14 protein-coding genes and 1 pseudogene are annotated in these 12,454 nt (G+C 34.2%); all 15 read left to right on the top strand.

Annotation, left to right across the window (positions count from 1 at the left end):
• Positions 1 to 42 precede the first annotated feature (42 nt).
• The 15 genes and pseudogenes from AAFN87_RS01785 to AAFN87_RS01850 all read left to right on the top strand — a co-directional run bounded on the left by AAFN87_RS01785 (position 43) and on the right by AAFN87_RS01850 (position 12,269).
• Positions 43 to 1,218, top strand: a complete 1,176-nt coding sequence (locus AAFN87_RS01785) for a GNAT family N-acetyltransferase (protein ID WP_347789271.1) — start codon at positions 43 to 45, stop codon at positions 1,216 to 1,218.
• Positions 1,219 to 1,492: 274 nt separating this feature from the next.
• A complete protein-coding gene (locus AAFN87_RS01790) occupies positions 1,493 to 1,804 on the top strand; it encodes a PTS sugar transporter subunit IIB (RefSeq protein WP_347789272.1) in 312 nt (103 codons plus the stop codon).
• Positions 1,805 to 1,818: 14 nt separating this feature from the next.
• Positions 1,819 to 2,139, top strand: a complete 321-nt coding sequence (locus AAFN87_RS01795) for a PTS lactose/cellobiose transporter subunit IIA (RefSeq protein ID WP_347789273.1) — start codon at positions 1,819 to 1,821, stop codon at positions 2,137 to 2,139.
• 251 nt (positions 2,140 to 2,390) lie between these two features.
• Positions 2,391 to 3,677 (top strand): PTS sugar transporter subunit IIC, encoded by a 1,287-nt coding sequence (locus tag AAFN87_RS01800; protein WP_481886429.1) that lies wholly within the window; start codon positions 2,391 to 2,393, stop codon positions 3,675 to 3,677.
• Positions 3,678 to 3,705: 28 nt separating this feature from the next.
• On the top strand, positions 3,706 to 4,791 hold the full coding sequence (locus AAFN87_RS01805; protein ID WP_347789275.1) for a DUF871 domain-containing protein: 1,086 nt from the start codon (positions 3,706 to 3,708) through the stop codon (positions 4,789 to 4,791).
• A 250-nt stretch (positions 4,792 to 5,041) separates the two neighbouring features.
• Entirely contained in the window at positions 5,042 to 5,803 is a 762-nt protein-coding gene (locus tag AAFN87_RS01810) for a tRNA threonylcarbamoyladenosine dehydratase (RefSeq protein ID WP_347789276.1), read from the top strand.
• A gap of 342 nt (positions 5,804 to 6,145) precedes the next feature.
• Positions 6,146 to 6,550, top strand: a complete 405-nt coding sequence (locus tag AAFN87_RS01815; RefSeq protein ID WP_347789277.1) for a hypothetical protein — start codon at positions 6,146 to 6,148, stop codon at positions 6,548 to 6,550.
• A 214-nt stretch (positions 6,551 to 6,764) separates the two neighbouring features.
• Positions 6,765 to 7,259, top strand: coding sequence for a hypothetical protein (locus AAFN87_RS01820; RefSeq protein WP_347789278.1), 495 nt, complete (start codon positions 6,765 to 6,767; stop codon positions 7,257 to 7,259).
• Between the two features lie 190 nt (positions 7,260 to 7,449).
• On the top strand, positions 7,450 to 7,899 hold the full coding sequence (locus AAFN87_RS01825) for an NUDIX hydrolase (RefSeq protein ID WP_347789279.1): 450 nt from the start codon (positions 7,450 to 7,452) through the stop codon (positions 7,897 to 7,899).
• A gap of 33 nt (positions 7,900 to 7,932) precedes the next feature.
• Positions 7,933 to 8,553, top strand: a complete 621-nt coding sequence (locus AAFN87_RS01830; RefSeq protein ID WP_347789280.1) for a histidine phosphatase family protein — start codon at positions 7,933 to 7,935, stop codon at positions 8,551 to 8,553.
• 21 nt (positions 8,554 to 8,574) lie between these two features.
• Positions 8,575 to 9,099 carry a GrpB family protein gene (locus AAFN87_RS01835; protein ID WP_347789281.1) on the top strand — a complete coding sequence of 175 codons (525 nt, stop codon included), beginning with the start codon at positions 8,575 to 8,577 and terminating at the stop codon, positions 9,097 to 9,099.
• A gap of 124 nt (positions 9,100 to 9,223) precedes the next feature.
• Positions 9,224 to 9,886 (top strand): HAD family hydrolase, encoded by a 663-nt coding sequence (locus AAFN87_RS01840; RefSeq protein ID WP_347789282.1) that lies wholly within the window; start codon positions 9,224 to 9,226, stop codon positions 9,884 to 9,886.
• 36 nt (positions 9,887 to 9,922) lie between these two features.
• Entirely contained in the window at positions 9,923 to 10,441 is a 519-nt protein-coding gene (locus tag AAFN87_RS01845; RefSeq protein ID WP_347789283.1) for a GNAT family N-acetyltransferase, read from the top strand.
• Between the two features lie 102 nt (positions 10,442 to 10,543).
• A pseudogene (locus AAFN87_RS19995) lies at positions 10,544 to 10,668 on the top strand (IS91 family transposase); the annotation flags it as partial.
• A gap of 407 nt (positions 10,669 to 11,075) precedes the next feature.
• Positions 11,076 to 12,269: a NupC/NupG family nucleoside CNT transporter gene (locus AAFN87_RS01850; RefSeq protein WP_347789944.1), complete on the top strand. Its 1,194-nt coding sequence runs from the start codon at positions 11,076 to 11,078 to the stop codon at positions 12,267 to 12,269.
• The last annotated feature ends 185 nt before the right edge of the window (positions 12,270 to 12,454 follow it).

The raw sequence follows: 12,454 nt of genomic DNA on the forward strand, positions 1-12,454 counted from the left end.
TATTACAGGATTTTAATACTTGAAGGGTGTTGAAAAAAGAGTATGAATATAAAAATAGTTCCACAAGAAGATTATGAGCAAATACATCGACTAAGAGATTATAGCTTTCCAAATAAATATGAAGGTAAGCGCAGGCAAGACTTCCACTATTGGATCGAACATAGTACGACACTTGGAGCATACGATTTTAATAAAGTAGTTGGGCAATTATTAATACTACCACTTAATATGACAGTACACGGAGTAAATTTACAAATGGGTGGCATAGGTTTTGTAGCGACTTATCCTGAATATCGAAACCAAGGCATTATGAAAAAACTCATTGTTCAGGCGTTGAAGGAAATGCGTAAAAATGGACAACTAATTTCTGTACTTGCCCCATATTCCGTATCATTTTATCGATATTTCGGGTGGGAAATATTTTTTGACAAGCTAAAATATTCGATTCCAGTTGAAGCATTCCCAAACTTTGGTCGACAAAACGATACGATGAAGCGCACTAGTTTTGAATGGATAGACGAAGAAATTTTTCAAGACATACAGCAATTTCATAATGAGCATGCGTTAAAAAGTAATGGTGGTATGACGAGAGATAAAGCGTGGTGGCAAAGATTAGCTAGAAGAGAGCCTGACAATCATTTAGCTGCCTACTATAATGCAAACAAAATAGCTGGCTATATTCGTTATAATATTACAAGTTTAACATTTAGTATAAAGGACTTTGTTGCAGATGATTTATATGCAGAACAAGCAATTTGGCGTTTTATTACGTCACATAAAGCTAGTGTGGAAAAAATTGAGGGTGCTACATCTATAGATAGTCACATTGGCTTTAATTTCGATCAACCACAATTTAACAGAGAAGTGTCTCAAGATGTCATGGTAAGGATTGTAGATGCGTTTGCCTTTATGCAGAACTATCCGTGGCAAACAATTCATCAGCCATTGTATATTCAACTCGAAGATATTTTTTGTCCGTGGAATGAACACCTTTACAAAATAAATAAAGATGGTCATGTAACAATAATCGAGGAAAAATCAGTAGAAGATGTGCATATGCTAAAACTATCCATTAATCTTTTTTCTGCTATGATGGTCGGTTATCTTTCTTTAATGGATGTTCTAAAATATTCGCAAAAAGTTATGTCAGAAGAATGTTTAGTAAATTGGCAAAGAGCTATTCCAGTAGATTTCCCTAAATTTTTTGAATATTATTAAAAAGGGAGTTGGGGGAATAAAAAATTTTCAACTTTTTTCTGGACTATACCAATTTTAATGAACCTAGTATTTGCAAGTATTAACGTATTAGACCAGTCATTTCAATGCATTCGAGTGAGATTAAACGGTTGAAAAAACATATTGTGGTATATACCAATAGGTGCTATTCTCATTGTATGAAAGCAGTTCCATTTCAATTGTTTGATAATAGCTCAATTGGAAAACTGTTAAACTAAAAATTTTCAATATTCTTTTAATAATAAGGGGGATTTCAATGAAAAACATTATGTTGGTTTGTGTAGCAGGAATGAGTACGAGTTTACTTGTAACAAAAATGAAAAGAGCGGCACAAGAGCAAAATATCGAAGCTGATATTTACGCTATTGCGGAAAATGAGGTGGATAAAGTATTAGCGAATAAGAAAGTAGATGTTCTATTACTTGGGCCACAAGTTCGGTACCTAAAAGGAACATTTGAAGCAAAATACAAACATCTTAATCTGCCGATTGACTCGATTCAAATGACAGATTACGGCATGATGAATGGCGAAAATGTGTTGAAACAGGCACTAAAACTCATTGGATAAGGGGTTTCGAATTTATGGAAGATAACATTGTGATGGAGTCCATTATGGGCTTGATTGTTCAAAGTGGTAACACAAAAAGCGAATGTATGGAAGCTATTCAATTGGCGAAAATAGGGAAAATTGATGAAGCAAGAGAGAAAATTATGCTTGCAAATGAAGCGCTGACAGAAGCACATCGCTCACAAACGTCTTTACTGACACAAGAGGCTAGAGGGGGAAAAGTTGAAGTGTCAATGCTGCTAATTCATGCACAGGATCATTTAATGAATGCGATTACATTTAGGGACCTTGCAAAAGAAATGATTGATTTGTATGAACGTATCAACGGGGAATAACATCTAATTTAGATGTTTAATAATGGCTGTGTTAAGCTACATTGTTGGTTTTTTATATAGCACTGACTTCAGCTGTAAAGTGGCGGGAATTTACAGCAAGAAAATAGACTAAAACTGTCATATTCTTACACTGCTTTTGTGAATAACATCCTGATAGTTTGAGGATACTCGACTGTTCACTTAGAGAAGAAAAATTATTTTTCGGGAATATCAACAATACAACATAACAGAGCCAAATAATAAAAAGGGGAGTGTCAGCAATGTTCAAATTTTTAGAAGAAAAATTTGTGCCTGTCGCTGCAAGAATAGGTAGCCAGCGTCATTTAGTAGCTATACGTGATGGATTTATTGCCATTATGCCACTTACAATTGTCGGTTCTTTAGCAGTATTAATGAACAATCTACCAATTGATTTTTATAAAAATACGCTAAATTCTATTTTTGGTGAAGGTGTTTGGACACAATGGGGCGGAAATATTTGGGGAGCTACATTTTTTGTCCTTTCGCTCTTATTATCTTTTACAATTTCATATAATTTAGCGAAAAGCTACGGCAAAGATGGTCTTTCAGCAGCGGTAATTGGATTTTCATCTTATTTGACGTTTGGTACTATTGGTGAAAGTGGTTTTACAGGTTCAACAACAGGTACAGCTGGAATATTTATTGCTATTATCATATCATTATTGTCTACCGAAGTATTTTGCCGATTATCAGGTAGTAGTAAACTATTAATTAAAATGCCAGCTGGAGTACCACCTGCTGTATCGAAATCATTCGCTGCATTATTGCCAGCTATGATTACAATCGGTTTATTTGCCTTAGTTCGTACGATTATTTCAGCAGGGTTTGATATACCAGATATTATCGGTTCATTCTATTCAGCAATTCAAGAACCATTTATGGGCTTAACAAATTCTTGGGTCGCAGCATTAATTTTAGCATTCATCCCAGCGTTTTTATGGACACTCGGTGTGCATGGCGCAAATATTATTGAGCCATTTATGCAAACAATTAATGCCGATGCTGTTGCAAAAAATTTGCAAGCGCTTGAAGCGGGTCAGGCGGCGCCATACATTATTAATAAGCCTTTCTTCGACGCATTTGTGAACATGGGCGGTTCAGGAACTACAATCGCTTTAATTATCGCAATATTCATATTCGCCAGAAAAAACAAGCAATACAAAACGGTCGGGAATTTATCTGCAGCACCAGGTCTTTTCAATATTAATGAACCATTATTATTCGGGTTACCTATCGTATTAAACCCAATCTTATTTATACCGTTTATTTTAACGCCAATGGTCAACGTTTCAATTGCTTACTTTGTGACAAAGTTTGGGTGGGTGCCAGCAGCGACAATACAAGTGCCGTGGACGACTCCACCGATAATAAATGGTTTATTAGCAACAAATTCTTGGCAGGGAGCCGTATTAAGTGGAGTATTAATCGTTGTAGCAGTATTAATTTATTTACCATTCGTTATGATGGCCAATCGCATGGCTAAAGTAGAAGTTAGTAAAGAAAATGCACAAGAATAGTGTTTAAGTGGTCAACGGAGGTAGTCAAATGAGACGCTTAGGAATTTCAGTCTATCCGCAGCATAGTAGTTTACAAGAAATGCAGCGCTATATACAGCTTGCGCATGACAATGGTTTCGATCGGATCTTTACTTGTTTAATGTCACTCAGTAATGAAAAAGAGAAACAAAAATTACAGCAAATTAATAAGTTTGCGAAAGAACTAGGTTTTGATATTTCTGCTGATATTGCACCTTCAGTATTTCAAGAGCTAGGGCTAACTTTTAAAGATATTGGGTATTTGAAAGAACACTATCATTTAGCGGCGTTACGCTTAGATATGGGATTTTCTGGTCAAGAAGAAGCCTTTATGTCGTTAGATACTTGTGATTTGAAGGTAGAATTAAATATTAGTAATGGCACGAAATATGTTGAAAATATTCTATCCTACCAACCAAATAAAAATAATATTATAGGATGCCATAACTTTTATCCGAGAGCTTATACAGGGCTTTCCCGTAAGCATTTTTTAGCAACATCTGAAATATACAAATCGAATCATATTCGTACAGCTGCTATGATTTCATCTCAACATGCCAAATTTGGACCTTGGGAAGAAACATTGCATGGATTACCAACGTTAGAGGAACATCGTCATTTGCCTATTACAGTGCAAGCTAAAGATTTGTGGAATACCGGGATGATTGATGACCTTATAATCGGTAATATGTTTGCATCAGAAGAAGAGTTAAAGGCTTTAGGACGATTAAATCGTCATAAGCTAGCGTTGAAAATCGAGCCCGTAGCTGAATTATCGCATTTAGAGAGGGAGATACTGTTTAACGGGCCCCATTTTAATCGGGGGGATGTTTCCGATTATGTCATTCGAAGTACACAATCTCGGGTGAAATATAAAAATGGTGAGTTTAAACCTCACAATGTTCAACCACTTATGCCTGGTGATGTGACGATTGATAATAATTTAGATGTACGTTATAAAGGTGAGCTCCAAATTGTCTTAAAGGAAATGCCAAACTCAGGCTCAACAAATATTGTAGCGAGAGTTGTTGAGAAAGAAAGGTTTTTACTACAGCAAATTCAACCTTGGCAATCATTTAGTTTTATCGCAGATTAACGGCAGTAAGACCCCCACTGATTGAAGATTCACTTTATAAAATAAGGAATTAGGATTGTGCGAGTTTGATTCGCACAATTCTTTTTTGTAGGAATTAATATAGTTTTCACTTTAGGTAAATTTATACATAACAGACGATAATATTTTCACTTGAAGAAAATCGTGTTAAAATATATTTCAGATTTGATTTTTTCTTAGTATTTAACTAGGTTTACTTTTATAAAGTTATTTTGAAGGTGGAGAGTGTATAATGTTACATCAATTTTCAAGAAACGAGCTAGCTATAGGGACAGAAGGGCTCGATAAATTAAAAAACACAACAGTTGCGATTTTAGGAGTTGGCGGTGTCGGATCATTTGCTGCTGAAGCCTGTGCACGTAGCGGAGTAGGTCGCATTATTTTAGTCGATAAAGATAATGTTGATATTACGAATGTAAATCGTCAATTAGTCGCTTATTTATCGACAGTTGGGAAGTCAAAATCAGGGGTGATGAAAGAGCGTATTGCGGATATTAATCCTGAGTGTGAAGTAATTGATATGCATATGTTCTATACAGAAGAAACATACGAACAATTTTTTGCACAAGGCATTGATTACGTCATTGATGCGAGCGATACGGTTATTTACAAAATTCACATTATGAAAGAATGTTTAAAACGTAACATCCCGATTATTTCTAGTATGGGTGCTGCTAATAAAATGGATCCAACTCGTTTCCAAATTACAGATATTTCGAAAACGCATACAGATCCACTTGCAAAGGTAATCCGTACAAAACTTCGTAAAGAAGGAATTAAAAAAGGTGTTCCTGTTATTTTCTCTGATGAGTCACCGATTGTAGTGCGTCCAGATGTTGTGGAGCATGTTGGTAAGCCAGATGCAGCAATTCGTAAAGCAAAGATGCCACCTTCATCAAACGCGTTTGTACCGTCCGTTGTAGGCTTATTTGCCGCGAGTTGGGTTATTAATCAAATTGTAAAAGATGTCCCTATTCGACGAGTTCAAGGGTAAAATAAATATAGCAAGGATTCGGCGATTTAACCGCTGAATCCTTGCTTTTTTGGTTCTATAATATTTGTTGGGGTATACACACAATTTCATACAAAAAAGCTCAAGCTCACTCTTTTCTTTATACTTGAATTGTCGAGAAACAAGAGATAAAAAGGTGAGTTGTGTTATATGAATATTAACATGAATATCCCAGGATTAAAAAATGTCATCATTGATCAGATAGAAGAACGGAAAGGAGCGTATCGTATTTTTTGTCATTGTTTATCGTTAGGGGAATGATGACTATTTTTGTCGAATATTATCATGATAAAATAAATTTAAAGATGAAAGGTGCATTTAAGCATGAAATTGAATGAATTGGAATATAAAGGATTAAATATATTTGATGAAATTAGTACAGTAGAAGTTGCATTTGATGCAAGACAAAATACAATACATGTATTCGATACGAAAATGACTGTTGAGCCCGAGTATAATTTTGTAGCAAAACAATATGATTGTAGTGAAGGCTTTTTAAAAATGGCAGGTGTATTAAAAGACAAGCGCTATTTAGCAGCAGCAAGTAATGAAACAGTGGATGAGTGGATGTGCCGTATTACATGGCAGTTTTATTGTTCAAATTGCAAAATTATTACGTTAAAAGCAGGAGTTTTTACGAAATATGACGTTAAAGAGTTTAGAGAATTTACTAATGAGCAATTAGTAGCTCGTGATTTTTATCCTAAATATGTGGAAAGATTATTGTGACCTAAATATTGTTGAAATTTCTAGTATTTATACACTTTTAGCAATAGTCAGAATTAAGGAGTTCACAATATTGTCAAATACGCAAAAAATAGTCCTTAATATACCATTTTTTTCGTTAGTTTTTATTTTCTAAATTTAGAATCTATTTTTTTGATATAGTAGGAATAAGTATAAAGATTACGCATGCTTTTGGATTCGAAGGGGGTTGGTGAATGTGTTAAGCATTCCGGTGACGAATAATATATTGAATGTAGCCCAACTACAAGAAAATATGAACGAAACAGTATTTAATTATATTGATAGTACGCAAAATTGGCATAAAGCGTATAGCGAATTAAACAATTTAGTGCATCAAGTTACTCAGTATTTTAATAACTGGGTTGAAAAAGAAGGGGAATTACCAAAAGGCAGCACATACTGGACGATTTTTATGGATATTGTTGCACGTTTAATATATTTTTATGGTCTTGCACAAGAATATTTAATTGAAGAGCAAGGTGAAGCGTTAAAAGAGGAAATTTTGAATATTTATACGGTTGCAGCGAATTGTATGCCTGATGTTCAAAGTGAGGATAATCAAGACTTTTTAGAAGAAATTAAAAAAAGTTATTTACAATTAAACACGACAGAACATAACACATTATTATTAAATCCAAGAACAATAAATAATTGTATAGCGACATTCAGTGAATTTAGTAAAAATAATTAACGCTATCTTTTTATTTAAATATACTAACTTGTGCCGATTCCTTTAAAAGGAATCGGTTTTTTGAATTGATAAATGAAAGTGGAATACTCTTCTGTAAGAGAACGGAGAGGTTGTTTAAAATTTTTGTTGAAGTTATTATTTACAGTATGAGGTAATTTATTAACTATTAGGAAGTGAAGGAGAGATTAAAATGTTTATTGTGAATGTGGAAGGAGCAATACGAAGAAACGATAAATGGTTAATAATAAAACGTAGTGTTCACGAAGAACATGCTGGTGGATTACTTTCATTAGTAGGTGGAAAAGCCGAATTCGAAGGTGCGAAATCAGCAGTTCTTGAAGATACCTTAAAAAGAGAAATTTTTGAAGAAGTAGGAATCACTATTGCAGATGAAATGTACTATGTGATGAGTACTTCATTTTCAACAGATAAAAACGAACACGTAATAAATATTATTTATCTTTGCCTAAGTAATGAAAATGAGCCTTATTGCAAAAGTGAAAATGAAGTGGAAGAATTGTTTTGGCTAACAACAGATGAAGTATTATCAAACTCTAATAGTCCAGTATATTTGAAAGAAAGTATACAAAATGCGGATAAAATCTACCGTGCAATTTCTTTGGAAGAATCTAGATATTAGAAACGAAATAATTAATTTAAGGTGGGAGATTATATGTTAACGCTATACATAACAAGGCATGGGGAAACGGAATGGAATAAAGAAAAAAGAATGCAAGGTTGGTTAGATTCCAACTTAACTGAAGATGGAAAGAACAGCGCTATCTCTTTAGGTGAAAGATTGAAAGATATCCAGTTTACAGCTGTTTTTTCAAGTCCGAGTGGTAGAACTAAAACTACGACTGAGTTAATACTGGGCGATCGTGAAATACCAGTACATTATGATGAAAATCTTAAAGAAATGAACCTGGGACAATGGGAAGGCAAAACACAAAATTCAATCTATGAGGCGAATCCTTATGAATTTGAAGCTTTTTGGGACTCTCCACATTTATTTAGCGCGATTGACGGCGAAAACTTCGACGAAACGCAAGCAAGAGCTTTAAAAGTATTAAATAAAATAAAAAAAGATTATTCAGACGGTAATGTACTCATTGTCACGCATACAGTCATTATCAAATGTTTATTATCTATTTTTAAAAATGACTATATAGAAAACCTATGGGATGGTCCATATATTCATGATACGAGTTTAACAAAGGTTCAAGTATCGGAAAGTGGCTACACAATTCTTTTAGAAGGCGATATTTCTCATAAGCAATTGGATAAAGTGTAAAGCGAAGAGGAAGGGAACCGAGTGAAGATTAGATTAACGAACTATCAGGAACATTGGCCATTAGACTTTGAAAAAGAAGTATCGTTTTTACAAAGTATTTTTCAAAATGTAGAGATAAGGTTTGAACACTTTGGAAGTACAGCTGTGAAAGGAATGAAAGCGAAGCCTGTAATTGACATTATTGCAATTGTACAAGATATAAAATTTATTCTTTCGTATGACAATCTGTTAATTGCTAATGGGTATGAAAGCGCTGGTGAGTGGGGGATCGAAGGTAGACGTTTGTATCGAAAAGGTGGAGAGAATCGAACGCACCATATACATATTTACCAATTTGATAATCCTCAAATTGAACGTCATTTAGTCGTTAGAGATTATTTAAGAGTACATCCATTAGAGGTAGAGACTTACAATCAAATAAAAACAGAACTTGCCGCAAAATGTGATGACACAAGAGAATATAGTAGAGCAAAAAAAGAGTTTGTTAATGAATTAGAAAAACGAGCATATAGCTGGTTTATAAACGAAGTGAAAAATGAAGTGTGAATAAAGGTTGATTTGATTTTTTGATGTAATTCGGTAATATCGCGTATTGCGTTTTATAAATTTTGTATGCAACAGCATCTTGATGAAATTAAATATTTGGACTTAAATTTAGGAGGCTTCTGCCATGTTAAAAGCAGCTATATTTGATTTAGATGGAACATTATTGAACAGAGATGCTTCTGTGCTAGAGTTTATTAACAAACAATATGAACGACTTTCAAAACATTTTTCGCATATTCCAAAAGACATTTACATGAAAAGATTTATTGAGCTCGATCATCATGGTTATGTTTGGAAGGATAAAGTTTATGCACAATTGATAGAAGAACTGGATATTACAAGTTTAACAGCGGAACAACTGTTAAATGATTATCTTCTTGAATTTAGAAATCATTGTGTCCCTTTTAATAATCTGCGAGAAATGCTAGAAGACTTGAAAAAACAAGGGTTATCCTTAGGCATCATAACGAATGGCTATGGACATTTCCAATTGCATAATATTAAAGCACTTGGCATTGAGCATTATTTTGACGTTATTTTAATTTCTGAATGGGAAGGAATCAAAAAACCTAATCCCGAAATTTTTGAAAGATCTTTATCTAAACTGCAAGTGAAGCCAGAAGAAAGCATGTTCATTGGAGATCACCCAGTAAATGATGTTGAAGCAGCAAAAAACATAGGTATGGTTACCGTATGGAAAAAGGATGGAGCTTGGGACATGCCGAACGCAGACTTTATGATAGATCAACTAATGGAACTGCCTTCGATTGTTCGAAAGTTAGTGTGAATTATTAGGGATACTTTAAGTGCAGGAGGAAGTATAGTGTTTATCAATACGACTCGGTTAATAATACGTAATTTTGAAGCAAATGATTGGCAAGCTGTTTATGAATACACTTCTAATTCAGTAGTTATGAAGTACATTCCTGAAAATGTTTTCAACATTTCTGATGCGAAAAAATTCGTTGAAGAAAATCGAGGGGAAAAGGCAGAGAAATTTGCGGTAGTTTTAAAAGAAAGTAATGAATTAATTGGACATATTGCCTTTTTTAAATATTTTGGTGAGCATACGTATGAAATTGGGTGGGTATTTAATCCGAAGTTTCATAGTAGAGGCTTTGCTACTGAATCTGCGCAAGCAATGATCGACTATGGCTTTATTAAAATGGACTTACATCGTATCGTAGCAACTTGCCAGCCTGAAAACATCTCCTCTTGGAGAGTGATGGAGAAACTAGGGATGAGAAGAGAAGGATTTTTCAAGAAATGTATCCCGTGTGATGATGGTTGGTGGGATGAATATTATTACGGCATATTAAAAGAGGAATATGTAGCGCTGTAAACGGATGTAATAGAAAGATAATAGGCACTTAATTATTATGTTACTAACTCGTAAGAAAACTAGCGAAAGTGACGCCTTGCATTATTGAAGGATTACATACATTTGTTAAGAAAGCAATGGCAAGGAGTGGTATTTAAATTGATTCGACGAGATGTGACGGAACAGGAAAAGAAACGATTTCAACCTAAACTACAAAAGGCTTTTTTGTAAATGGAAAAGGCTTCTATAAGGACCGGGCGTGGTTTTGCCCGGTTTTTTTTATTATACGCAACCTTATTAAATGCTCACGTTGGTTTCTTTATTTGTTTTAAGGTCAAGTGAAGGAAGAGGATTTTGAGAATTGTTTAACCCTACATTTGATGTGACACTAAATGATTTGATTACATAAAAAGGGGTTATTGGGGCTTATGTACAGAGAGTTTTAATAATTAATTTTAATTAAATGTTATATTGATATATTTATCAAAAAAGTATTATAATTCGAATGGAGAAATTAAAGAACATACACTTTGCAAATTACCGTTATTATTTTACGGAGAACAAGTATTAGGAATGTAAGACATTTAAATAATTAGATTACCTTGTTGCTATGTTTGGTTTGTTAAGAGTTAGTAGGAGGAGGGAATAAATGGGCATATATCTGGTTATTAACATCCTTGGTATATTTGCGTTTATTGGATTTGCCTTTTTGTTTTCAAAGGACAAAAAGAAGATTAATTGGAAGGCTACGGGAATTTTAGTATTATTCAATGCCTTCTTGGCTTGGTTATTAATTGCCTTTCCATTAGGTAGATGGTTTGTTGAAAAAGTTGCTCTAGGTTTTAGTTGGTTAATAGGAACTGCTTTTGAAGGTGTTGGTTTTGCTTTCGCTAGCATGGTCAATGTCGAAAATATGGATATGGTATTTAGTGCATTAATGCCAATATTACTTGTTGTTCCACTATTTGATATCCTTACATATTTTGGTGTTTTCCCGAAAATAATTAAAGGGTTAGGTTGGGGACTTTCTAAACTTACTAGACAACCTAAATTTGAATCTTTTTATGCAATTGAAATGATGTTTCTAGGCAATACAGAAGCATTGGCAGTATCGAGCGGCCAGTTAAAGTCAATGAGTCAGGAACGTTTACTGACAGTATCCTTGATGTCCATGAGTAGTGTTTCAGCAGCAATGATTGGGGTATACATACAAATGCTGCCAGCTCAATTTGTATTAACGGCGATCCCCTTAAATGTCATTAATGCAATTATAATTACAAATATTTTAAATCCTGTAGTTGTAAAAAAGGAAGAAGACGTTATTTTTGAAATGACTAAAGAAGAAAAGCCACCATTCTTTTCTTTCTTAGGAGATTCTATTCTCGGAGCGGGTAAGTTAATTTTAATTATTACAGCCATGCTGATTTCGTTTGTAGCACTATCTGCTCTTATCGATAAAGTTTTACATTTATTCGCCCCGTGGTTATCACTAAGTAATATATTGGGTGTCATCATGACTCCATTCTCTTTCCTCCTTGGTTTGCCGTTAGGGGAAGCTTTTCAAACGGCCCAATACATGGGTACTAAGATAGTGACGAATGAATTTGTTGTTATGGCTGATATTATGTCGATTTTGGATTCGTTCAGCCCGCATATGATGGCAGTTCTTTGTACATTCCTAGTGTCATTTGCAAATTTTTCTACTGTTGGTATGATTCTGGGCTGTTTTAACGGTATTGTAAAAAAAGAGCAAGCAGATAACTTATCCAAAGGTGTTTGGATGATGATACTATCGGGAACACTAGTCTCTTTACTAAGTGCGGCAATGGTCGGCCTATTTGTTTGGTAATAAAAATGTTGATTAAATAAAGAGGGCTGATCTCTGTATTAAAAGCCGAGGTCCAAAAGTATTTACCCAACCAGGTGTCGGTATTGTACCGGCGACTGGTTGGGTAGTTTTGTTTGTATTTGGATATAGTAATAATACACTAGTTTTACATAGCAAGTTTACGCGTTCAATTGTTAAAGTATATT

It is taken from the genome of Solibacillus sp. CAU 1738 (assembly GCF_039888725.1).
Taxonomy (GTDB): Bacteria; Bacillota; Bacilli; order Bacillales_A; family Planococcaceae; genus Metasolibacillus.